At 74.4% G+C, this 21,883-nt stretch carries 19 protein-coding genes and 1 pseudogene; 11 read left to right on the top strand and 9 right to left on the bottom strand.

The annotated features are described in order from the left end of the window. Positions 1 to 102: 102 nt before the first annotated feature. On the bottom strand, positions 103 to 822 hold the full coding sequence (locus tag SSBG_RS00600; protein WP_008744307.1) for a lysophospholipid acyltransferase family protein: 720 nt from the start codon (positions 820 to 822) through the stop codon (positions 103 to 105). 324 nt (positions 823 to 1,146) lie between these two features. Here SSBG_RS00600 and SSBG_RS00595 point away from each other — a divergent pair, with 324 nt between their 5' ends. From SSBG_RS00595 to SSBG_RS00580, 4 genes are all read left to right on the top strand, one after another. Further along, a complete protein-coding gene (locus SSBG_RS00595; protein WP_037868588.1) occupies positions 1,147 to 1,578 on the top strand; it encodes a thioredoxin family protein in 432 nt (143 codons plus the stop codon). 253 nt (positions 1,579 to 1,831) lie between these two features. Continuing rightward, entirely contained in the window at positions 1,832 to 2,617 is a 786-nt protein-coding gene (locus SSBG_RS00590) for an electron transfer flavoprotein subunit beta/FixA family protein (RefSeq protein ID WP_008744304.1), read from the top strand. Positions 2,618 to 2,684: 67 nt separating this feature from the next. Beyond that, a complete protein-coding gene (locus tag SSBG_RS00585) occupies positions 2,685 to 3,647 on the top strand; it encodes an electron transfer flavoprotein subunit alpha/FixB family protein (RefSeq protein ID WP_008744303.1) in 963 nt (320 codons plus the stop codon). Positions 3,648 to 3,795: 148 nt separating this feature from the next. Then, a complete protein-coding gene (locus SSBG_RS00580; RefSeq protein ID WP_008744302.1) occupies positions 3,796 to 5,109 on the top strand; it encodes a DUF6986 family protein in 1,314 nt (437 codons plus the stop codon). 7 nt (positions 5,110 to 5,116) lie between these two features. Here SSBG_RS00580 and SSBG_RS00575 read toward each other — a convergent pair whose 3' ends face one another. Then, positions 5,117 to 6,154 carry a LacI family DNA-binding transcriptional regulator gene (locus tag SSBG_RS00575; RefSeq protein ID WP_008744301.1) on the bottom strand — a complete coding sequence of 346 codons (1,038 nt, stop codon included), beginning with the start codon at positions 6,152 to 6,154 and terminating at the stop codon, positions 5,117 to 5,119. A 138-nt stretch (positions 6,155 to 6,292) separates the two neighbouring features. Between SSBG_RS00575 and SSBG_RS00570 the strand changes: the two genes are divergently transcribed. Next, positions 6,293 to 7,243, top strand: coding sequence for an ROK family protein (locus SSBG_RS00570; protein ID WP_008744300.1), 951 nt, complete (start codon positions 6,293 to 6,295; stop codon positions 7,241 to 7,243). Between the two features lie 81 nt (positions 7,244 to 7,324). On the opposite strand, the gene SSBG_RS00565 is transcribed toward SSBG_RS00570, so the two are convergent. Next, positions 7,325 to 7,666 carry a hypothetical protein gene (locus SSBG_RS00565; RefSeq protein WP_008744299.1) on the bottom strand — a complete coding sequence of 114 codons (342 nt, stop codon included), beginning with the start codon at positions 7,664 to 7,666 and terminating at the stop codon, positions 7,325 to 7,327. Positions 7,667 to 7,957: 291 nt separating this feature from the next. Next, entirely contained in the window at positions 7,958 to 8,143 is a 186-nt protein-coding gene (locus SSBG_RS00560) for a hypothetical protein (RefSeq protein ID WP_008744298.1), read from the bottom strand. Positions 8,144 to 8,315: 172 nt separating this feature from the next. Here SSBG_RS00560 and SSBG_RS00555 point away from each other — a divergent pair, with 172 nt between their 5' ends. Then, on the top strand, positions 8,316 to 9,398 hold the full coding sequence (locus SSBG_RS00555; protein ID WP_008744297.1) for an NUDIX domain-containing protein: 1,083 nt from the start codon (positions 8,316 to 8,318) through the stop codon (positions 9,396 to 9,398). Between the two features lie 30 nt (positions 9,399 to 9,428). Here SSBG_RS00555 and SSBG_RS00550 read toward each other — a convergent pair whose 3' ends face one another. Together SSBG_RS00550 and SSBG_RS00545 are read right to left on the bottom strand one after the other, a co-directional pair. Continuing rightward, the gene (locus SSBG_RS00550; RefSeq protein ID WP_037868587.1) at positions 9,429 to 10,133 is read right to left on the bottom strand and encodes an MBL fold metallo-hydrolase; all 705 of its coding nucleotides are present in this window, start codon (positions 10,131 to 10,133) and stop codon (positions 9,429 to 9,431) included. Between the two features lie 150 nt (positions 10,134 to 10,283). Next, positions 10,284 to 11,672 (bottom strand): dipeptidase, encoded by a 1,389-nt coding sequence (locus tag SSBG_RS00545; RefSeq protein ID WP_008744295.1) that lies wholly within the window; start codon positions 11,670 to 11,672, stop codon positions 10,284 to 10,286. A 181-nt stretch (positions 11,673 to 11,853) separates the two neighbouring features. Here SSBG_RS00545 and SSBG_RS00540 point away from each other — a divergent pair, with 181 nt between their 5' ends. Then, positions 11,854 to 13,170, top strand: a complete 1,317-nt coding sequence (locus tag SSBG_RS00540) for a geranylgeranyl reductase family protein (RefSeq protein WP_008744294.1) — start codon at positions 11,854 to 11,856, stop codon at positions 13,168 to 13,170. A gap of 241 nt (positions 13,171 to 13,411) precedes the next feature. On the opposite strand, the gene SSBG_RS00535 is transcribed toward SSBG_RS00540, so the two are convergent. After that, complete coding sequence (locus SSBG_RS00535) at positions 13,412 to 14,701, bottom strand: MFS transporter (protein WP_008744293.1); 1,290 nt, start codon at positions 14,699 to 14,701, stop codon at positions 13,412 to 13,414. A gap of 104 nt (positions 14,702 to 14,805) precedes the next feature. On the opposite strand from SSBG_RS00535, the gene SSBG_RS00530 reads away from it, so the two are divergent. Together SSBG_RS00530 and SSBG_RS00525 are read left to right on the top strand one after the other, a co-directional pair. After that, positions 14,806 to 15,465, top strand: a complete 660-nt coding sequence (locus SSBG_RS00530; RefSeq protein WP_037868586.1) for an alpha-ketoglutarate-dependent dioxygenase AlkB family protein — start codon at positions 14,806 to 14,808, stop codon at positions 15,463 to 15,465. Between the two features lie 76 nt (positions 15,466 to 15,541). Further along, positions 15,542 to 16,846 carry an ROK family protein gene (locus tag SSBG_RS00525; RefSeq protein WP_008744291.1) on the top strand — a complete coding sequence of 435 codons (1,305 nt, stop codon included), beginning with the start codon at positions 15,542 to 15,544 and terminating at the stop codon, positions 16,844 to 16,846. A 124-nt stretch (positions 16,847 to 16,970) separates the two neighbouring features. On the opposite strand, the gene SSBG_RS00520 is transcribed toward SSBG_RS00525, so the two are convergent. After that, positions 16,971 to 17,486 (bottom strand): ATP-binding protein, encoded by a 516-nt coding sequence (locus tag SSBG_RS00520; RefSeq protein WP_008744290.1) that lies wholly within the window; start codon positions 17,484 to 17,486, stop codon positions 16,971 to 16,973. A 534-nt stretch (positions 17,487 to 18,020) separates the two neighbouring features. Between SSBG_RS00520 and SSBG_RS00515 the strand changes: the two genes are divergently transcribed. Then, positions 18,021 to 19,208, top strand: a complete 1,188-nt coding sequence (locus tag SSBG_RS00515; RefSeq protein WP_008744289.1) for a PLP-dependent cysteine synthase family protein — start codon at positions 18,021 to 18,023, stop codon at positions 19,206 to 19,208. Positions 19,209 to 19,278: 70 nt separating this feature from the next. Here SSBG_RS00515 and SSBG_RS00510 read toward each other — a convergent pair whose 3' ends face one another. After that, positions 19,279 to 20,091, bottom strand: a complete 813-nt coding sequence (locus SSBG_RS00510) for a DeoR/GlpR family DNA-binding transcription regulator (protein WP_008744288.1) — start codon at positions 20,089 to 20,091, stop codon at positions 19,279 to 19,281. 327 nt (positions 20,092 to 20,418) lie between these two features. Here SSBG_RS00510 and SSBG_RS33955 point away from each other — a divergent pair. Continuing rightward, a pseudogene (locus tag SSBG_RS33955) lies at positions 20,419 to 21,883 on the top strand (hypothetical protein); the annotation flags it as partial.

Here is a 21,883-nt window from a genome sequence, read left to right as displayed (position 1 = left end):
CCTTCACATGTCTCGCGCGCGACCGCCTTCTCCCGTACGAGCGGTGGTACGGGGACGACGCAACCGCGCCGCGTACAGGCCCGCCTGCGCTGCGGCGTCCGCCTATGCCTTGGCGACCTCCGCCGCCGTCGGCGCGCTGCCGCCGAGGTGCGCGGGCATCCACCAGCTGTCCTCGGGGCCCTTCGGCCGCGCCGGGTAGGCGCGCTGTGCCGCCTCCAGCAGCTCCTGCACGTGCTCGCGCAGGCGCCGCGTCAGTGAGCCCGCGTACTGGTCGGCGGGGGCGTGGAAACGCTCACCGACGCGCATCGTGATGGGCAGGTGGGACCGCTTGAGGTTGCGCGGCCTGCCCTTCGTCCACATCCGCTGCGTGCCCCACAGCGCCATGGGCACGAGCGGCACCCCGGCCTCCTGGGCGAGCCGCACGGCACCCGTCTTGAAGGACTTCAACGTGAACGAAGGGGAGATGGTGGCCTCGGGGAAGACCCCCACGACCTCACCGGCACGCAGCGAGTCCAGCGCGTGCGCGTACGCGTTCTCGCCCTGCTTGCGGTCGACGGGGATGTGCTTCATCCCGCGCATGAGCGGTCCCGAGATCTTGTTCTGGAAGACCGACTCCTTCGCCATGAACCGCACGAGACGCTTCTGCGGCAGCGCGGCCAGCCCGTCGAAGATGAAGTCGAGGTAGCTGATGTGGTTGCTGACGAGGACCGCGCCACCGGTCCGGGGAACGTTCTCCGAGCCCTTGCAGTCGATTTTGAGGTCGAGCGCCGCGAACATCGTGCGCATGAGACCGATGACCGGACGGTAGACGAGCTCTGCCATGGGTGGCGAGGACCCTTCATCTCTGCCGCCGGTGCCAGGGGACGAGGGCGCCGGCGTGAAGTTACGCAGCCGTAGGTTTGCGGCATTGCGCAGATCGTGCCCGATGAACGAACGGGGGGCCAGCCCTCGTGCCCGAACCGCGCGAGATTCACGTCACGTCCGCTCCGGGAACCCGCGCCCCGCGCCGGTCATCCAGCCTTGCCCCTGCTTTTCCCCGAACGCGGGGAGCCATGCGTGACACGCCGGAGCGGGTCGCGCGCGGCCGCCGGGAATCGGCCGCGTGCGACGCGTGCTGAGAGAGTGGCGGGACAGATTACGAGGGCGATGACGAGGGAAGGCGGCGCGAGACACGTGCGGGAGCGGGACGGCGGGGGAGCGGGAGAGACGCGGGACGCGGGGGACCGTGCCGCGCGGACGGCCGGGGGCGGCCCGGGGCCGGACTGGGCGCGGCTTCTCGCGAGCGGGGACCTGGGGGACGTACGGCTGGGGGAGCGGGCCACGCTCGTACAGTTCTCGACCGCCTTCTGCCAGCCCTGCCGCGCGACGCGCCGCGTACTCGACCAGGTCGCCGCACTCGTCCCGGGCGTCAGGCACATCGAGGTGGACGCCGAGGACCACCTCGCTCTCGTCCGTCACGCCGGGATCGAGTCCACCCCCACCGTCCTCTTCCTCGACGCCGGGGGCCGCGAACTGCGCCGGGCGAGCGGTGCGCCGCGCCGCGACCAGGTCCTCACGGCCCTCGCGGCGATGCTCTGAGATGCGCCTTTTCCTCGGCTGACGCGGGGATCGCGCCGGTGTGCCGTCGGCGCGGAGCCACAGCGGGGCCCGGGCGGCGTTGGCAAGGTCACAGCACAAAGCGCTTGCTCAGTGGGCAGGCGCTTTTGTGTACTACTGGTGAGTAATATTTCGGTCGGAGTGCCCGCCGCCCCAGCCGGGATTCGCCACTTCAGGCGCCTATGCTGCGGGCAGGACGCAGCCGAGTAACCGACGATGCAGTAGGAGAGCCGGCATGAGCTTGAGGATCGTTGTCTGTGTGAAGTACGTGCCGGACGCGACGGGTGACCGGCGTTTTGCCGATGACCTGACGTTGGACCGTGAGGAGGTGGACGGTCTGTTGTCGGAGTTGGACGAGTACGCGGTGGAGCAGGCGCTGCAGATCGCGGATGCGGCTGATGAGGCTGAGGTCACGGTGGTGACGGTGGGTCCGGAGGACGCGAAGGACGCGTTGCGCAAGGCGTTGTCGATGGGTGCGGACAAGGGCGTGCATGTCGAGGACGACGGTCTGCACGGTACGGATGTGTTCGGGACGTCGCTGGTGCTGGCGAAGGCGGTCGAGAAGGCCGGCTACGACCTCGTGGTGTGCGGGATGGCGTCGACGGACGGGACGATGGGGGTGCTTCCGGCGTTGCTGTCGGAGCGGCTGGGTGTGCCGCAGGTGACCTTGTTGTCCGAGGTGGGCGTCGAGGGTGGTGTGGTGCGGGGTCGTCGTGATGGTGACGCGGCCTCGGAGCGGTTGGAGGCTCGGCTTCCCGCGGTGGTGTCGGTGACGGATCAGTCGGGTGAGGCGCGGTATCCGTCGTTCAAGGGGATCATGGCGGCGAAGAAGAAGCCGGTGGAGTCCTGGGATCTGGAGGACTTGGGGATCGGGGCGGGCGAGGTCGGTCTGGAGGGCGCGTGGTCCAGGGTGGAGGACGCGGTGGCGCGTCCGGCGCGCACGGCGGGCACGATCGTGACCGACGAGGGTGAGGGCGGCAAGCAGCTGGCTGAGTTCCTCGCGGGCCGGAAGTTCATCTGAGCCCGGACGTCCGGAAGTCCGGTAAGAACCCTCTCTCTTCCCCTTCTCGTCTCGCAGGAGTGTTGTCATGGCTGAGGTACTTGTTTTCGTCGATCATGTGGATGGTGCGGTGCGTAAGCCCGCGTTGGAGTTGTTGACGCTGGCGCGTCGGCTGGGTGAGCCGGTCGCGGTGGCGTTGGGTGCGGGTGCGGGGCGCACGGTGGGTGTGCTGGGTGAGCATGGTGCGGTGCGGGTGCTGACTTCGGAGGCCGCCGAGTACGGCGACTACTTGGTGGTGCCGAAGGTGGATGCTCTGCAGGCGGCGGTGGAGTCGGTGTCTCCGGTGGCGGTGTTGGTGTCGTCGTCGGCGGAGGGCAAGGAGGTGGCGGCGCGTCTGGCGTTGCGGATCGGTTCGGGTTTGATCACGGACGCGGTGGACGTGGAGGCGGGTGCGGAGGGTCCGGTGGCGACGCAGTCCGTCTTTGCGGCGTCGTTCACGACGAGGTCGCGGGTGTCGCGGGGTGTTCCGGTGATCACGGTGAAGCCGAACTCGGCGCCGGTGGAGCCGGTCGCGGGTGCGGGTGCGGTGGAGGAGTTGGTGGTGTCGTTCTCGGAGGGGGCGTCGGGGACGAGGGTGGTGTCGCGGACGGCGCGGGAGTCTTCGGGGCGTCCGGAGCTGACGGAGGCGGCGATCGTGGTCTCGGGTGGTCGTGGGGTGAATGGTGCGGAGAATTTCGCGGTGATCGAGGCGTTGGCGGACGCGCTGGGTGCGGCGGTGGGTGCGTCACGGGCGGCGGTGGACGCGGGCTGGTATCCGCATTCCAATCAGGTGGGGCAGACGGGGAAGACGGTGTCTCCGCAGTTGTACATCGCGTCGGGTATTTCGGGTGCGATTCAGCATCGTGCGGGGATGCAGACGTCGAAGACGATCGTGGCGGTCAACAAGGACGAGGAGGCCCCGATCTTCGAGCTGGTGGACTACGGTGTGGTCGGTGACCTCTTCAACGTCGTGCCCCAGCTCACCGACGAGGTCAACGCCCGCAAGGGCTGACCACCGTCCCTGCCCGCACGGTCCCGTGTCCACCCCCCACCCGGGCGGACACGGGGCCGTCCCCGTACCGGCGCTGAGGCGTCGTTGACTCCCCGTCCGGTCCCGCTTACGTTCCCCCGACGGATGACCGAGGACGGGAGACGGACCCATGGACCCGCAGGAGCCCGCACGCACCACGCTCGGCTCGCGTGCCGCGAAGGAGGCGGCGGAACTCCTCGCCCCCGTCGACGCCGAACTGGCGCGGCGCTACCCCGGCGACCCCGGCACCCGGCAGCCCGTGCACACGGTGTACGTGCCCGCCGACGCCTTCGGCGCGGGCACCGTCCGCGCGTGGGGGGACGAAGCGCTCGCCGCACTCGACGCGCACGCTCCCGACGCCGCCTCCTTCGCCGCCGCCACCGGGCTCGGCACCGGCCTCGCCGCCGAGGTGTACCCGCGCGTGCGGGCCAAACTGCGCGCCGAGCCCGTCGAGGACCTGCGCGTCGACTTCGAGGACGGGTACGGGGTGCGGCCCGACGCCGAGGAGGACGCCGACGCGCTGCGCACGGCCCGCCTCGTCGCCGCCGCCTGCGCCGCCCCCGACCCCGCCCGCGTCCCCGCCACGATCGGCATCAGGATCAAGTGCATGGAGGCCGCCGTGCGCGCACGCGGCATCCGCACCCTGGACCTCTTCCTCACCGCGCTCCTCGACGACGCGCCCCGGCTCCCCGCCCGCCTCGTCCTGACGCTGCCCAAGGTCACCTACGCGCCCCAGGTCACCGCCATGGCACGGCTCCTCGGCGCCTTCGAGGAAGAGCGGAGGCTCGCACCCGGCGGCATCGGCTTCGAGATCCAGATCGAAACCCCGCAGGCCGTCCTCGGCCCCGACGGGGCCGCGACCGTCGCCCGCATGATCGACGCCGGGCAGGGCCGCGTCACCGCGCTGCACTACGGCACCTTCGACTACAGCGCCGCGCTCGGCGTCAGCGCCGCCCACCAGTCCCCCGACCACCCGGCGGCCGACCACGCCAAGGCCGTCATGCAACTCGCGGCGGCGGGAACAGGGGTACGGCTCTCGGACGGCTCCACGAACGTCCTGCCGGTCGGCCCCACGGAGCAGGTGCACGCCGCCTGGCGGCTGCACCACCACCTCGTCTCGCGCGCCCTCGCCCGCGCCTACCACCAGGGCTGGGACATGCACCCCGCCCACCTGCCGACCCGCTACGCCGCCGTCTACGCCTTCTACCGCGCCGGCTGGGAGCGCGCCGCCGACCGCCTCGCCGCCTACGCGGCCCGCGCCGGCGGCGACGTCCTGGACGAACGGGCGACCGCCCGGGCGCTCGCCGGACACCTCCTGCGCGGCGCCGACTGCGAAGCGCTCGGCATGGACGAGATCACCGCGCGCGCCGGACTCGACAGGGGGCGGCTCGAAGCGTTCGCGGGCCGCCGGACACCCCCGGTCTCACCCTCCACCGAAGGGTGAGACTTGCTCAGAGCGTCGGTCGCAGCTCGCCCGAGCCGCGCGGGATGAGCCGCGTCGGCAGGACGAAGCGCTCCGCCTCGTGCGCCGCGCCGTCGAGCCGCCCGAAGAGCCGCTGCGCCGCCGTGCGCCCCAGCTGAGCGGCGTCCTGCGCGACGACGGTGACCCCGGGGTCGAGGAGGTCCGCGAGCTCGAAATCGTCGAAGCCGACGAGCGCCACCGGCCGCGCGTGCCCTGCCAGGACCCGGACCACCGTCACCGTCACGCGGTTGTTCCCGGCGAACACCGCCGTCACCGGCTCGGGCCCCGCGAGCATCGCGTGCGCCGCGTCCCGCACCCGTCCCGGATCGGTCACGCCCAGGGAGACCCAGCCCGGAGCCGGGGTGATCCCCGCTTCCGCGAGTGCCGCCCGGTAGCCCCGCAGACGCTCGGCCGCGGTGTGGATGCGCGGCATGTCGCCGATGAATCCGACGCGCCGGTGCCCGTGCGCGAGCAGGTGGCGCACCCCCTCGCGCGCGCCGCCGAAACTGTCCGAGAGGACGACGTCCGCCTCGATCCCGCCCGCCGGACGGTCCACGAAGACCGCCGCCATCCCCGCCGCGATCTCCGGCTGGAGGTAACGGTGGTCGTCACCGGCGGGGATGACGACGAGCCCGTCCACGCGGCGCGCGCACAGCGCGAGCGCGAGTTCCCGCTCCCGCTCCGGGTCCTCCGCGCTCGACCCGTTGATGAGCAGGGCCCCGTGCGCGCGGGCCACCTCCTCCACGGCGCGGCTGAGCGGGCCGTAGAAGGGGTCCGCGAGGTCCTCCAGGACGAGACCGACACTCGCCGTACGGCCCTTGCGCAGCACCCGCGCGCTGTCGTTCCTGCGGAAACCGAGCGCCGCGATCGCCTCCCGCACCCGCCGCTCGGTGTCCGGGGTGACGCCCGGCTCGTCGTTCACCACCCGGGAGACCGTCTTGAGCCCCACGCCTGCCCGGGCCGCGACATCCTTCATCGTCGGACGGTTGCCGTAGCGCGGGGCCGGTCGGCGGGTGGTCTGTGCCACGAGAGGGTCCTGTCCTGTCGGGAGTCCGTGGCGTTGAGCATAGAACCTGGACAACGTTGTCAGTCCGGGGAGAGAATGTTCGGGGACAGAATGACCCTCGCCCTGTCCTCCGCTTTCACCAGGAAGATACGGACTCCCATGCACACGGACCTCGTCGCCGCGCTCGACATCGGCGGCACCAAGATCGCCGGCGCCCTGATCGACGGACGGGGTGGCATCCACGCTCGCGCGCAGCGGCCGACCCCGGCCCAGGAGGACGGCGAGACGGTCATGGGTGCCGTGTCCGGAGTCCTCGGCGAACTCAGGAAGGCGTCCGACTGGGACGCCGTACGGGCGGTCGGCGTCGGCAGCGCGGGGCCCGTGGACGCGAGCGAGGGCACCGTCAGCCCGGTCAACGTCGCCGCGTGGCGCGGCTTCCCGCTGGTCGAGCGGGTGCGCGCGGGGACGGGCGGGCTGCCGGTGAGCCTCGTCGGGGACGGCGTCGCGATCGCCGCCGCCGAGCACTGGCAGGGCGCCGCGCGCGGCCACGCCAACGCGCTGTGCATGGTCGTCTCGACCGGCGTGGGCGGCGGGCTCGTCATCGGCGGCCAGGTGCACCCCGGGCCCACGGGGAACTCCGGGCACATCGGCCACATCAGCGTGGACCTCGACGGCGACCTGTGCCCGTGCGGGGGCCGGGGCTGCGTCGAGCGGATCGCGAGCGGGCCCAACATCGCCCGCCGCGCGCTCGCGGACGGCTGGGAGCCGGGCGCGGACGGCGACGCGAGCGCCGCGGGGGTGGCCGCCGCCGCGCGCGCCGGGGACCGGATCGCCCGCGCCTCCTTCGACCGGGCGGCTCAGGCGCTCGCCGCCGCGATCGCCGCGACGGCGACGCTGGTCGAGATCGACATCGCCGTCATCGGCGGGGGCGTCGCGAAGGCGGGAGACCTGCTCTTCACTCCGCTGCGGGCCGCCCTCAAGGAATACGCGACCCTCTCCTTCGTCCAGGGGCTGGAGGCCGTCCCCGCCCAGATGGGCACGGACGCGGGCCTCGTCGGCGCCGCGGCCGGCGCGCTGCGGCAGCTCGGCCGGGACCACGGGGGCGAGTGACCCGGCCGGACGCCGAAGCAGGGGCCGACCGGACGACGGGGGCCGCTCCGGGGCGGGGCCGGGGCACCCGGCCCCCGTCCGTCAGCGCGTGCTCGTCGGCACCGCCTCCTCGTCCGTGTCGTGACGGGCCGCCACCTCGTCCATGTCCACCGGAGCGGGCATCCCGAGTTCGGCGTGCACGCGCTGGTAGATGCCCTGTTCCAGGAGCGGGGTCTGGATGTGCTGGTACGGGGTCGGGCCGACGAGCGGCGTGATCCGCTTGATCCGGCTCACGAGCCAGTCGCAGCGCATCGACCAGTAGCCGTTCACCGCTCCGTGCCGCGCGTCGTCGAGGTCTCGCCACAGATGGGCGAGTTCCTCCTGGAGCGCCGCGCTGAGCGGGCCGGTGCCGATGCCAAGGGGCGCGTCGGGAACCTGAGACATGGTGCGTCCTCGCGTTGAAAGGGAACAGTCCGCGAGGGACAGATTGCCGTGCGTGAGGGCCGTTCGGGCGATATCGGGGAAAACATCCGCCTCCCGTGGGACACCCGGTGCGGTCGTGACGACCGCACCGACCAGGACACACTCTCGCAGCGCCGTACGCGCGCCATGGTGTGCGCCGGTGCGCCCCCACGCTTCCGTTCGCGCCCCGCGAGGTGCTTCACGCCCTCGGGCCGCGCCCCCGGCCGCGCGACGCGTGCGTGCGCCCGGGGGCCGCGGAACCCGTACGACCCGTCAGGCCGCGAGCGCCCCGGTCGTCTCACCCGTCCCCACCACGACGAGGTAGTCGTCCGAGGCGAGGTCCATCACGACCGTCGCGGCCCTGCCCGCGGCCCGTTCCCGCGCGGCCCGCTCCTCGGCCGGCCAGCTGCCGCGCGGTCCGCCCGCGGGAAAGCGGTCAAGTACCTGAGTGTGTGCCATGGCGCATCTCCGTCGTCCCGGTCGTGCCTCGTCCGTCCGTGCCAAGGCGTATGCCCCCGAAACGGGTCGTCACCCGCCGCCGCGTGCGCCCGCCGGGCGGCTTGCGCCCCCGGGGTTTCCGCTCCCGTGCGGACCGGGCAAGCCACAGAGGGCCACGAAGAGAGGGGGGACCGTGATCGTCTGGATCAACGGGGCGTCGGGTGCGGCGGTGCGGGCGGTGGCCCGCGAGCTGTCGGGCATCCTCACGGACGGCACGCTCTTCGACCCGCGCGACCTCGTGGCGCGGCTCCCGGCGGCGCCGCCCGAGGGGAGCGACCCGCTCGACCTCCCCTTGTGGCGGCGCCTCTTCGTGGAGACCGCGGCGGCGCTGCTGGACGAGGTGGGCGGCGTCCTCGTGGTGCCGCTGCCGCTGTACGCGCAGGAGCGGCGCGACCACCTCTTCGGCCGCCTCGCCTCGCGCGCGATCGCCGTGCACCATGTGCGCGTCGAGGCCGACGAAACGATCCTGCACGCGTGGGCGCAGCCGGTACGGGCCGAGACGGTACGGGTCGAAGCGGCCCAGGGGGACCACCTCGCCACCACGGCGACACGCACCCGCCCCGCGCACCTCAACGGCGCCACCGCACCCGCCCCGGCCGCCCGTGCCTCCGCCTACGCGACCGCCCTCGCCGGCTGGCTCGCCGCCGACGCGCACCCGCTCCCCGCCGACCCGCGCGGCCCGCGCCCCACCGCCGAGGCCCTCGCCGGGCTGCTCGCCTCGGGGGCCCTGCCCGCCTGCCCGATCGTGCAGACCGCCGAGCCCACCGCGGAGACCCTCGCGGCCGGGGTGCTCCTCTTCGACCGGAGCGGCCGTTTCCTCCTCGTCGATCCCACCTACAAACCCGGCTGGGAGTTCCCCGGCGGCGTGGTCGAGCGCGGCGAGGCCCCCTCTCTCGCGGGGCTGCGCGAGGTCGCGGAGGAGACGGGTGTCAGGCTCCGGGACACGCTCCGGCTCCTCGTCGTGGACTGGGAACCCCCGATGCCGCCCGGATTCGGCGGAATGCGCCTCCTCTTCGACGGCGGGAACCTGCCCGAGGCCGTCCACGCCTCGCTCGCCCTGCCTGGCCCGGAACTGCGCGACTGGCGCTTCGTCACGGAGGAGGAGGCGGCGGGGCTCCTCCCGCCGGTCAGGTACGCGCGCCTGCGCTGGGCCCTGCGGGCCAGGCGCGCCGGCTCGATCGCGTACCTGGAACGGGGAAAGCCGCTGACGGACTGACCGGGACCGGCCCCGCCGCCCGGACGGCGCCTACAGCCCTGCGTCCCACTCCGCCGCGCGCAGCAACGCCGCGGCCGCGCCCTCCGTCACCGTCTCGCCATGTCCCGGGCACAGCACCCCGGGACCCAGCGCCGCGAGGCGGCGCAGGGAGGCGCGTGCGGCCTCCCGGTCGATGTGGAAGACGCCCAGGCGCACCCGGTCCGTCACCGCCACCGTGTCCCCCGTGAACAGCACGCCGTGGTGGGGCAGATGGACCGCGATGCTGCCGGGGGTGTGGCCCGGTGTGTGCGTGATCCGCGCGCCCCCGGCGAAGGGGAGGGCGTCACCGTCCTCCACCAGCCGGTCCACGCGGGTGGGCGGCGCGGCCGGCAGACCTCGCGTCGCCTCCCAGAGGGCCAGCTCCTCCTCGATGAGCACCGGCGGCGGCAGCGGCGCCTCGTGCCGTACGAACGGCGCCTCCCACCGGTGCGCGACCACCTCGGCCCCGTACGCCGCCGCCAGTTCCGCGGCTCCGCCGCAGTGGTCCTCGTGCGCGTGCGTCAGCACGACGCGCTCCAGGCGCGCCGGGTCCAGCCCGAGCCCCCTGATCCCCTCCACGATCCGCTCGCCCGCGCCGACCGGGCCCGCGTCCACCAGGGTCAGCGCGCCGTCCTCGTCCGCCCCGTCCCACAGGTACGCCTGCCCCACGGGAAAGCGGAAGACGTGCAGGCCGGGCCGTATTGTCAGTGTCTCCATGCTCCGAACTTGCGCCATCCGGGGCGGCTCCACAAGTTTCTACGCTCAGGGCTGAGCGCGGACCACGGCCACCGGGGCCGGGCACCACCGGTCACGCACGCGGGCGAGCCCGCCCGGCAACCGGACCGGCGCCGCTCCGCCGCGTTCCCCTCAGCGCCCGTCCGTCGCGTACTCCGTCAGGAAGACCGCCTCGGCGACCGCCAGGCGCTCCAGCTCCCGCGGCGACACGCTCTCGTTCGGCGCGTGGATCTGCGCCTCGGGTTCGCTCAGGCCGATGAGCAGGATCTCCGCCTCCGGGTAGAGGCCCGCCAGCGTGTTGCAGAGCGGGATCGAGCCGCCCTGACCCGCGTACTGCGTCTCCTCGCCCGGGTAGGCGACGGCCATGGCGCGCGCCATCGCCCCGTACGCCGGGCTCGTCGTGTCCGCGCGGAACGGCTGGCCCTGACCGACCTGCTCCACGCTCACCCGCGCCCCCCACGGCGTGTGCCGCTCGACGTGCGCCCTCAGCAGCTCCGTCACCCGCGCGGCGTCCTGCCCGGGCGCCACCCGCAGATTCACCAGCGCGCGGGCCGCGGCCTGCACCGACGGCGTGGCACCGGAGACCGGCGGGCAGTCGATCCCGATCACCGTCACCGCGGGCCGCGCCCAGATCCGGTCGGCGACCGTCCCCGAACCGATGAGCCCGACCCCGTCGAGCACCTTCGCGTCGGCTCGGAAGTCCTCCTCGGGATACTGGATTCCCTCCCAGCGCCCGTCCGCGTCGAGCCCGTCGACCGCCGTCGAACCGTCCTCCGCCCGCAGCGAGTCGAGGACGCGCACGAGCGCCGCGAGCGCGTCGGGCGCCGCCCCGCCGAACTGCCCCGAGTGCAGGTTCCCCGCGAGCGTGGCGACCGAGATCCGCACCATCGTCATGCCGCGCAGCGAACTCGTCACGGTCGGCAGGCCCACCCGGAAGTTCCCCGCGTCCCCGATGACGACCGTGTCGGCGCGCAGCAGTTCCGGGTGCTCCTCCGCGTACCGCTCCAGACCGCCCGTGCCCTGCTCCTCGGAGCCCTCGGCGATGAACTTCACCGTGACCGGGACACCGCCGTTCGCCCGCAGCGCGCGCAGCGCGAGGAGGTGCATGAGCACACCGCCCTTGCAGTCGGCCGCGCCCCGCCCGTACCAGCGCCCGTCACGCTCCGTCAGCTCGAAGGGCGGCGTCTGCCAGGCCGCCTCGTCCAGCGGCGGCTGGACGTCGTAGTGCGCGTAGAGCAGCACCGTCGGCGCGCCCTCGGGGCCCGCGAGGCGGCCGTACACCGACTGGGTGCCGTCCGGCGTGTCGAGCAGGGCGACGTCCTCGAAGCCCTCCGCGCGCAGCGCGTCCGCGACCCAGCGCGCCGCGCCCTCGGACTCCGCGCGCGGGAACTGCCCGAAATCGGCGACGGACCGGAAGGCCACCAGCTCCGCCAACTCCTCCCGGGCGTGCGGCATCAGCGCGGCGACGGACTCAACGAGCGGGTTCGCGGCGGCGGATTCCACGGGCGGATTCGGCGACATGGGCACCCTCCAGGGGGCTGCGACGTTGTAGCGGGCACAGGGCTCGCGCGCGGGTGTGCGCACGGCGAACGATCTCTCGATACTCCCACAGCCGGACCACCAGCCGCCCGGCCGTAGGATGCCCCGGGAAACCGGGGTCACGCACAGCAGTCAACAGCGGGATGGGGAGCGGAAGCACATCGTGAGCAGCGAGAACACAGCTCAGGACCCGGCGGCCACCTCACGGGTGTGGGACGTGGTGGTGGTCGGCGCGGGTCCCGCCGGAGCCTCGGCGGCCTACGCGGCGGCTGTCACGGGGCGGCGCGTCCTGCTCCTCGAAAAGGCCGCGCTGCCGAGGTACAAGACGTGCGGCGGCGGCATCGTCGGACCCTCGCGGGACAGCCTCCCGCCGGGCTTCGACCTGCCGCTCCAGGACCGGGTGCACGCCGTCACGTTCAGTCTCGACGGCAGGTACCAGCGCACCCGCAAGGCCCGGCACATGCTCTTCGGCCTCGTCAACAGGCCCGAGTTCGACCAGCGGCTCGTGGACGCCGCCTGCGAGGCGGGCGCCGAGCTGCGCACCGGCGCCGTCGTGCAGCGCGTCGAGCAGCACGGCCCGGCCGTGCCCGACCGGCGCACGGTCGCACTCGTCCTCCAGAGCGGCGAAACGCTGCTCGCCCGCGCCGTCGTCGGCGCGGACGGCAGCGCGGGCCGGATAGGAGCGCACGTCGGCGTCAAGCTCGACCAGGTGGACCTCGGCCTCGAACTGGAAATCCCCGTGCCCGAGACCGTCGCCGCCGACTGGAAGGGCCGCGTGCACATCGACTGGGGCCCGCTGCCGGGCAGCTACGGCTGGGTCTTCCCCAAGGGCGACACCCTCACGGTCGGGGTCATCTCCGCCCGCGGCGAGGGTGCGGCCACCAAGCGGTACCTGGAGGACTTCGTCGCCCGCATCGGCCTCGCCGGCTTCGAGCCGAAGGTCTCCAGCGGCCACCTGACGCGCTGCCGCACCGAGGACTCGCCGCTCTCGCGCGGACGCGTCCTCGTCGCCGGTGACGCGGCGGGCCTGCTGGAGCCGTGGACCCGCGAGGGCATCTCCTTCGCGCTGCGCTCCGGCCGCCTCGCGGGGGAGTGGGCGGTACGGGTCTCCGAGGCGCACGACGCGGTCGACGCCCGACGCCAGGCGCTCAACTACGCCTTCGCCATCAAGGCCGGGCTCGGCGTCGAGATGGCGGTCGGCCGCCGCCTGCTCGGCATCTTCGAGCGCCGCCCCGCCCTCTTCCACACCGCCCTCACCACCGTCCGCCCGGCGTGGAACGCCTTCGCCCGCATCACGCGCGGCTCCCTCACCCTCGCCGAGCTCGTCCGCAACCACCCGCTCGCCAACCGCGCGCTCCAGCGCCTCGACCCGCAGCCCCGCAAGCGCGGCGCCTCCGCCTCCGGCCGCGAACCGGGCCCGGCCACCGACGCGGCGCCGGAGGAGACCCCGGACGGGACGGGCGCGGGAGCGCGCGGCTGAGGCACGGCGGGCGCTCGGCTTGTCCCCGTACGTGGGGCGGGCCGGGGCGCTTGTCGATGGGCGGGGCGTCCGTCGCGACGGGGGACTCGTGCGGGGTGCGCGGGGTGCCGCGCGAGCGCCGTCGTCCGCGCCGCCGCGTGCGCGGGTACGGGCGCGGTCCGGGCACCGGATGCGCGGGCGTCCGGCTCGCGCCGCGAGCGCTCCGCTCCGCTCCATGTCCGTCCCGCGCCCGCCCGGTCCGTCAGGCCGGTTCCGCCGGTCGCGGGGCGCGTGGCTCGCCGGCGCGCCGTGTCGTCCAGGCGATGACGCCCGCGAGGGCCGCGAGTACCGAGACGCTGAGCAGCGCGGTCGGGAGCGAGAACCAGTCGGCCATGAACCCGATGACAGGGGGCCCGAGGAGCAGACCGCCGTAGCCGAGCGTCGAGGCCGTCGCCACGCCCTGCGGGCCCGCGAGGGTGCCGGCGCGGCCGATCGTGGCGGGAAAGATGTTCGCGACCCCGAGGCCCATGACGGTGAACCCGACGAGCGCGAGCCACAGGGTCGGCGCCAGCGCGGAGATCAGCATCCCCGCCGAGGAGACGAAGGCGCCGCCGACGACCGTGAGGGTCGGGCCGAGCCGTTCGAGGAGCGCCGTGCCCGAGAGCCGCCCGATCATCATGGCGAGCGCGAAGAGCGAGTAGCCCGCCGAGGCGGCGCCCGCGCTCGCGTCGAGATCCTGGTCGAGGTGGAGCGCCCCCCAGTCCGCCATCGCCCCCTCGCCGTACGAGGAGCAGAGCGCGACGACGCCGAGGATGACGACGACCCCCGTGATCCCGCCGCGCGCCGGAGTCTTCGCGGCCGGATCGCCGCCGGGGAGCTCCGCCGCCTCGGCGCCCGGGGCGAGCCTGGTGACGCGGGAGGGGGCCGGGGTGCCCGGGGCGCGGTGCCGCAGCAGGGCCGGGGTGGCCGCCGCGGTCACGAGGAGCCCGATCACCGTGAGCAGCGCGAGGTGCCAGGAGGGGGAGAGGCGGGAGGCGACGAGGCCGCCGAGCCCCGCGCCGAGCATCCCGCCGAGGCTGAACGCCGCGTGGAAACTCGGCATGACAGGGCGGCCGAGCGCGTTCACGAGGTCCACGGCCGCGCTGTTCATGGCGACGTTGATGCCCCCGTAGCCGATGCCGAAGACCAGCAGCACCGCGCCGAGGGACCAGGCCGTGTGCATGTGCGGGGGCAGCGCGATCGCGAGCGAGACGAGGACCGCGCACCAGACGGTGACGGGGTGGTTCCCGTAGTGGCGGCACGCGCGTCCCACGAGCGCCATCGTCACGATAGCGCCGGCCGAGACGCCGAGCAGCGCGAGACCGAGCGCGCTGGAGGAGGCGTGCGTCTGCTCCTTGATGGCCGGGATGCGCACCACCCAGCCCGCGAAGACGAAACCGTCGAGTGCGAAGAAGACGGTGATGGCGGCACGCAGCCGCAGGAGCGAGGCGGGGGAGCCGTCGGCGACGACGGTGCGCGCGGCGCCGGAGCGCGCGCGGCCTACTTTGTTCAAGAGCGACACAAAATCAGCGTACGGGGGGCGTGCACGGCTCACAAGGGGGTGGGGGAGGGGCGCGGGGGCGCTCGTCATCCTTGCCGGGTGCGAGCATGGAAGGCATGGCCTCGCTCCTGCCGCGCTCCCGCACCACGCTCGCCCCGGGCGCCGTCCACGTCCCCGACTGGCTGCCGCCGGAGCGGCGCGGTGCCCTCGTGGAGGAGTGCCGGGACTGGGCGCGCGGACCCGTGCCGATGCGCAGGGCGCGGCTGCCGCGCGGCGGCGTCATGTCGGTGGACAGCCTCTGCCTGGGCCGCCACTGGCTCCCGTACCGCTACAGCCGCACCGCCGACGACGTCAACGGCGCCCCCGTGCTGCCCCTGCCCGGCTGGCTCGGCGAGCTGGGCCGCCGCGCGATCGCCGCCGCTTACGACGACGAGGAGGCCGCCGCGCGGTACGAGCCGGACGTCGCCCTCGTCAACCACTACGGCCCGGGCGCCACGATGGGGATGCACCAGGACAAGGAGGAGCGGGCCTCGGCGCCCGTCGTCTCGCTGAGCATCGGCGACACCTGCGTCTTCCGCCTCGGCAACACCGAGACGCGCGGCCGCCCGTGGCAGGACGTCGAGCTGGAGTCCGGGGACCTCCTCGTCTTCGGCGGCCCGTCCCGCTTCGCGTACCACGGCGTCCCCAAGGTCCGCCCCGGTACGGGGGACCCGGGCGACGGCCTCGCCCGCGGGCGGCTCAACATCACGCTGCGCATGACGGGCCTGCCCGGCTGAGCGCGCGGGAACGGCGGCGGGTACCGCACAGGTGGGGCGGGGTGCCCGGGTGACGGGGCATGACAGACTCCCCGACATGAACGGCGAGGAGGCAGGGGCGCGTACCCCGAAAGACATTCGGGTGGACAGCGCGGCCGGCACACGGAGCCGGGACGGGCGCGACCGGGCTCCGGCGGAGCGGGCGCGGGGCGAGCGGACGCGCCTTGAACGGGGGCGTGGCGCGCTCGGGCCCGCGCTCGAACTCGTCCACACCGGCCGTGCCCCCACCCGCGCCGTCCTCACCTCCGCCCTCGGTGTCACGCGCGCCACGGCCGGTGCCGTTGCCGCCGAGCTGGAATCGCTCGGGCTGATCAGGGTGGACGCGCGCCCCGCCGCCCCGGCCGGTTCGCACGGACGGCCCTCGCACCGGCTCGCGCTCGACCCGGACGGGCCCGTCGTCCTCGCCGCGCAGGTGCACGCGGACGGCTACCGCGCCGCCCTCGTCGGACTCGGCGGGCAGCTCGTCGCGACCTCGCCGGGCTGCGAGATGGTCGGGGCCGACCCGGCCGACGTGCTCGGGTCCGTCGTCGCGGCCGGTCTCGCCCTGCTGCGCGAGACCGGCAGACGCTGCGTGGGCGCGGGCCTCGCCGTACCGTCCGCCGTCGCCGAGCCCGAGGGCACGGCGCTCAACCCCTTGCACGTCGCCTGGCCCGCCGGTGCCCCCGTGCGCGACATCTTCACCGCCCAGGTCCACGCCGCCGGTCTGGACGTCCCGGCCTTCGCGGGCAACGACATCAACCTGATGGCCCTCGCCGAGCACCGTCACGGGGCCGGTCGCGGCGCCCGGCACCTGCTCGTCGTCGCGACCGGCCACCGGGGCGTCGGCGGCGCCCTCGTGGTCGACGGGCGCCCGCACACCGGGAGTTCGGGGCTGGCCCTGGAGGTCGGGCACCTCGTCGTACGGCCCGGCGGACACCCCTGCTACTGCGGGGGGCGGGGCTGTCTCGACGTCGAGACCGACCCGCGCGCCCTCCTCCTCGCCCTCGGGCGGACCCCGGGCGACTCCCAGATGCGCGAGGCCCAGGACCTCATCGCGGCGCACGGTGCGGAGCCCGCCGTGCGCGCCGCCGTCGAGACGCTCACCGATCGCCTCGGCCTCGGTCTCGCGGCCCTCGTCAACATCCTCAACCCCGACCGCATCCTCCTCGGCGGCCTGCACCGCACCCTTCTCGCGGCCGCCCCCGAGCGCCTCCACGCGGTGATCGCCGACCGCAGCCTGTGGGGCCGCAGCGGCAGTGTCCCCGTCCTCGCCGCAGCCCTCGACCGCGGCAGCCTCGTCGGCGCCGCCGAACTCGCCTGGCAACCGGTCCTGGACGACCCCCTGGCGGCGCTGGGCGGCTGACGGGGGGACGGCTGTCGTGCGGCGGGGGCGAGTGCCGGAGGGACTGGACGGTGGGCGGGGCTGAGCGGCCCGCCGCGCGGCCGAGTGCTCCGTGAGTCCGGGGTTCGCCGCCCGTCCCCGCCTTCTACACGCCCACCGCCCGTACGCCCCGCCGTTCCCTCCGTTCCCGCGTGTCCTCCGTCGCGAAGGGCTCCGCGACCACCCCGTAGCGGCGGCGCGCCGTCGCCGGGGGGACGGGCGCCGCCTGCTCGGCGGCGGCGAGCGTGAACCACACGACCTTGCCGCGCTCGTCGGGGCGGACCCCCCAGCTCTCGCTCACCGCCGCGACGAGCGCGAGGCCGCGGCCGCACGTCTCCGTGTCCGGGACCCGGCGCAATTCAGGGAGCTTCGGATCGCGGTCGCGCACGGAGACCGTGAGCACGCCGAGCACGAACGCGATCTCCACGGAACACGTCTTGTCCGATTTCGCGTGCCGGTGCACGTTGGCGAGCAGCTCGGTCACCCCGAGCGTCGCCTGGTCGATCAAGGTGTCGAGATGCCAGTAACGCAACTGGGCCGACACGATTCTGCGGACCTGACCGATCCGCGAGGGCAGGGCCTGGAGCTCCACGGCACAGTGCCTGCTGGGCTGGCTGATCACGGCTGTCACTCCCCGAGGTGAGTCCGGAAGAAGACGATGCTCGCGGCCGGCGGTTCCCACTCCCGCCGACGTACAGGGGGACCGGTACGGCGGCTGGTTCACAGCGTCATCGCCGGTGGACCCAGAGTGAGGTGAGTTCAGAGTGACCCCGGGGGAGCGCCCCCGCAACTCGTCACCACGACCCCTGCCACCACGCGCCTCCCCGCAGGACGCGCCGCGACCCCCGTCGGCTGTGGCCACGGGGCGCGCGTCCGTGGTGCAGTCTGCACGGCCCCACCGCCCCGCACCAGGGCCCCGCGTCGCCACCGGGAGCGCGCGCGGGCGCACTCGTACGCCCTCCGTCGAGCCCCGCGCGGACCGTCCGCCCCCGCGTGAGCCCACCGTGCCCCCACCCGCAGCGCGTGTGCCCCCAAGTCCGTGCTTCGGCTGCTCAAAGAGGTGTTTATGCAGGTGAGAAGTGGTGCGAGGAGGTCTAGGATCGGGCTTCACCAGCCCCCGCGCGGCCTCCCGCGCCCGTTGCACAGGAGCGGCGTCGTGCCCACCCCCGAGCAGAACCGCCCCGGCCCCCCGGCGCACACCACGGGTCTTCCCGCAGGCGCCCCTGACAGCGCGGCCCGCACCCTGGACACCGACCGCAGCGACCCCACCTACCGGGACTGGCTCAAGGAGGCCGTCCGGCAGGTGCAGGCCGACGCCAACCGCAGCGCCGACACCCACCTCCTCCGCTTCCCGCTCCCCACGCACTGGGACGTGCACCTCTACCTCAAGGACGAGTCCACCCACCCCACTGGGAGCCTCAAGCACCGCCTCGCCCGCTCGCTCTTCCTCCACGCGCTGTGCAACGGCTGGATCAGGCCCGGCGCCCCCGTCATCGAGGCGTCCAGCGGCTCCACCGCCGTCTCCGAGGCGTACTTCGCCCGCCTCATCGGCGTCCCCTTCATCGCCGTGATGCCCCGCACGACGAGCCGGGAGAAGTGCCGGCTCATCGAGTTCCAGGGCGGCCGGTGCCACTTCGTCGACGATCCCCGGACCGTGTACGCCGAATCGGCCCGTCTCGCGGCGGAGAGCAGCGGCCACTACATGGACCAGTTCACCTACGCGGAACGCGCCACCGACTGGCGCGGCAACAACAACATCGCCGAGTCGATCTACCAGCAGCTCCGCGAGGAGCGCTACCCGGAACCGGCCTGGATCGTCGCCACGGCGGGCACCGGCGGCACCTCGGCGACCCTCGGCCGCTACGTGCGCTACATGCGCTACGACACCCGCGTCTGCGTCGCGGACCCCGACTTCTCCTGCTTCTACGAAGGCTGGACCCGCCACGACCCCGAAGCGGTGAGCGAACGCGCCTCGCGTATCGAGGGCATCGGGCGCCCCCGCATGGAACCGAGCTTCGTGCCCGGCGCCGTGGACCGCATGATGAAGGTGCCCGACGCGGCGAGCATCGCCGCGGTCCGGGTGCTCGAACGCGTCCTCGGCCGCAAGGCGGGCGGTTCCACCGGGACCGGACTGTGGAGCGCGCTGCGCATCGTCGCCGAGATGCTCGCGCGCGGCGAACGCGGCAGCGTCGTCACCCTGCTCTGCGACCCGGGCGAGCGCTACCTCGACAAGTACTACGCCGACGAATGGCTCGCCGCCCAGGGCCTCGACATCAGCCCGTACACCGCGACCCTGGAGACCTTCCTCGCCGACGGTACGTGGCCCGACGGCCCCGCGAGCTGACCGCCGGGCACCCTGCCGCACGACCACCGGCATCCCGCGCGGCGGCGTGCGGGTCCGCGCCTGCGCGGCCTCAGGACACCGGCGGCGCACCGGCCAGCAGCACCGAGTCCACCCGTTCCGCCAGCTCCTCGCGCGCCTCCTCCGGCAGCCCCTCGTCCGTGACCACCGTGTCCACCGCGCTCAGCGGGGCGAAGGAACTCAGCCCGACCGTGCCCCACTTGGTGTGGTCCGCGACCACGATCACGCGGCGCGCAGCCGCCACGAGCCGCCGGTTCGTCTCCGCCTCCGCGAGGTTCGGCGTGGACAGCCCGGCCCGCCCGGATATCCCGTGCACGCCGAGGAAGAGCAGATCGAAGTGCAGGGACGCGATCGCCGCGTCGGCGACCGGCCCGACCAGTGAGTCCGAGGGGGTACGCACCCCACCGGTCAGCACCACTGTCGCCCGGCCCTGCCTCCCCTCGTGCGCCCGGTGGAAGACCTCCGCGACCCGCACCGAGTTCGTCACCACCGTCAGCTCCGGCACCTCCACGAGCCGCTGGGCCAGCGCGTATGTCGTCGTGCCGCCCGAGAGCGCGATCGCCGTACCGGGCGCGACGAGCTCGGCGGCGACCCGGGCGATGTTCTCCTTCGCCCCCTGCTCCCGGCCCGACTTCGCCTCGAAACCCGGTTCGTGACTGCTCGCCTCGGCCGGTGGCACCGCACCGCCGTGCACCTTCTCCACCGCCCCCTGCCGGGCGAGCGCGTCGAGATCCCTGCGCACCGTCATGTCCGAGACGCCCAGCCGCTTCGTCAGCTCGTTGACCCGCACCCCGCCGCGCCGCCGCACCTCGTCGAGGATGACGGCCCGGCGCTGTTCGGCGAGGAGGTTCAGGTTCTCGCTCACGTCCGCCCGGTCCTTCCGCTGCTGTGGTCCCTGCCCGCTCCGCGCCACGCGGCGCGCGTGCCCCGCCGTCCCCGGACGCGTCCGGCCCCTGCCGTCACGACCTCGCCATCCTCCCACGTCGGCCCGGCCCGCCGACGGGCTCGTTCCCCCCTGCTGGTTCACCCGACCGGGGGACTCTGCGCCGGACCCCTTCCAGCGCCGCCCCCGCCCCGCCATGCTCGTACGGGACATGACAGCCTCGGGCGGTACGGTACGCCGACCGCCCCGCCCACGACCCGTCCCCCGCGAGAACCCGTCCCACCCGTCCGTTCACAGGGAGAACCGCGCGTGCAGTCCGCCCCGGGGGAGCAGCCCGCCCTCGAACTGCTGGTCCACGGAGTCGGGGGCACCACCCCCGCCGAGATGCTCGACGATCCGCACACGGTCCGCGTGGCGGGCGACGACACCGCCGCCCTCTACCGCCGTGCCGGGGACGCGCCGCCGCGCGAGGAGGACGCGCCCCCGCCCCAGGAGGCGCCACGCGCGCGCGAGGCCGACGCGGACGCGCCCGTCCAGGAGGCGTACGTCTGGTGCAACCTCACCTCCGGCGACGCCAGCCGCGCCCTGTGGCTCCTGCTCCTTCCCTTCATGGTCGTCAACCTCGCGCACTGGATGCGCCCGCGCGCCCTGCGCCGCCCGCGCCTCGTCCGCCTGTACGGGGCACTCGTCCGCCTCGTGGGCCTCAGTCTCACCGTCCTCCTGGTCGCCGCCGCCTGCGAAGTCGCCCTCGACCTCACCGCCTGGCAGTGCGCGGGCACCGCGGCCTGCGCCGACGGCCGCGCCTGGCTCGGCTTCCTCTCGCCGCACGCCTCCCCCGGCGACTGGTGGACCCAGCCCGGCCGCCGCCTCGCCCTCGCCGCGCTCGTCCCCGCCGCCCTCGTCCTGCTCCTGTGGTTCCTCGCCCACAAGACCTGGAGCGCCTACGAGAACCAGCGCCCCCTCCCGGCGGCGGGGGACGCCGACGACCCGGACGCCACCGAGGCCCCGGACGGGACCGCCCGCGAGAGCGGAGCCGCGCACGGGGGCGGAGCATCGCACGGGGGCGGTGCCGAGCCCGCGTCGCGGACGCGGGACGCGAAGGTCCCCCGCGAGACGCCCGCCCTCGCCCGTCCCGGCTTCTGGTACGGGCGCCGCATCGTCGCCAGGTTGCGCGCCGCACACACGTCCGCCGCCCTGCTCACCGTCGCCGCCGGGATCGGCACGGCCGTCACCGCGCAGGACGCCGCCCACGACGGGCCGGTCCTCGCCGGCCGCCTCCTGTGCGTCCTGTACGCCGTCCTCGGCGCCCTCGTCGTCGCCGCCGTCTGCCGTCGCGGCCGCAGCGAGCGGCGACTCGACCCCGCCTTCGACCGCCTCACCGTCCGCGCGCTCCCGCTCGCCGCCCTGGCCCTCCTCCTCGCCACTCTCGGATACGCCCTCCTCGACCGCCCCGCCGACCGCTCCACCGGCACCCTCCCCGGCGACGCCCTGTTCCGCGTCCTCACCCTCACCCAAGGGCTCCTCGTCCTCGCCCTCGCGGTCGTCGCCGCCCTCCTGCACCGCAGCGCCCCCGACGCGCGCACGGCGCTGCGGGGCTACGGGGGCCCCGCGACCGCCCTGCTGGCCTGCGCCCTCGGCGGTGTCCTCACCGGGGGCCTCGCCCAGCGCGTCGCCGACTGGCTCGACGGCCCCGCGACCCCGGGCGAGGGCACGAGCCCGCTGCCGGGCCCGCCCGTCCTGCTGTCCTGGCAGGCCGCCGTCCTCCCGCCGATGC

Origin of the sequence: Streptomyces sp. SPB074, from assembly GCF_000154905.1 — a bacterium.
In the GTDB taxonomy this organism is placed as follows: domain Bacteria; phylum Actinomycetota; class Actinomycetes; order Streptomycetales; family Streptomycetaceae; genus Streptomyces.
Note: the sequence above shows the minus strand (reverse complement) of the source record. Positions and strands in the feature narration are given on the sequence as shown.

Coding starts and splice junctions, on each gene's coding strand:
- SSBG_RS00585 (WP_008744303.1), top strand. CDS start 2,685: ATGGCTGAGGTACTTGTTTTCGTCGATCATGTGGATGGTGCGGTGCGT.
- SSBG_RS00565 (WP_008744299.1), bottom strand. CDS start 7,666: ATGTCTCAGGTTCCCGACGCGCCCCTTGGCATCGGCACCGGCCCGCTC.
- SSBG_RS00600 (WP_008744307.1), bottom strand. CDS start 822: ATGGCAGAGCTCGTCTACCGTCCGGTCATCGGTCTCATGCGCACGATG.
- SSBG_RS00525 (WP_008744291.1), top strand. CDS start 15,542: ATGAACGGCGAGGAGGCAGGGGCGCGTACCCCGAAAGACATTCGGGTG.
- SSBG_RS00595 (WP_037868588.1), top strand. CDS start 1,147: ATGACGAGGGAAGGCGGCGCGAGACACGTGCGGGAGCGGGACGGCGGG.
- SSBG_RS00570 (WP_008744300.1), top strand. CDS start 6,293: ATGCACACGGACCTCGTCGCCGCGCTCGACATCGGCGGCACCAAGATC.
- SSBG_RS00590 (WP_008744304.1), top strand. CDS start 1,832: ATGAGCTTGAGGATCGTTGTCTGTGTGAAGTACGTGCCGGACGCGACG.
- SSBG_RS00580 (WP_008744302.1), top strand. CDS start 3,796: ATGGACCCGCAGGAGCCCGCACGCACCACGCTCGGCTCGCGTGCCGCG.
- SSBG_RS00545 (WP_008744295.1), bottom strand. CDS start 11,672: ATGTCGCCGAATCCGCCCGTGGAATCCGCCGCCGCGAACCCGCTCGTT.
- SSBG_RS00530 (WP_037868586.1), top strand. CDS start 14,806: ATGGCCTCGCTCCTGCCGCGCTCCCGCACCACGCTCGCCCCGGGCGCC.
- SSBG_RS00550 (WP_037868587.1), bottom strand. CDS start 10,133: ATGGAGACACTGACAATACGGCCCGGCCTGCACGTCTTCCGCTTTCCC.
- SSBG_RS00560 (WP_008744298.1), bottom strand. CDS start 8,143: ATGGCACACACTCAGGTACTTGACCGCTTTCCCGCGGGCGGACCGCGC.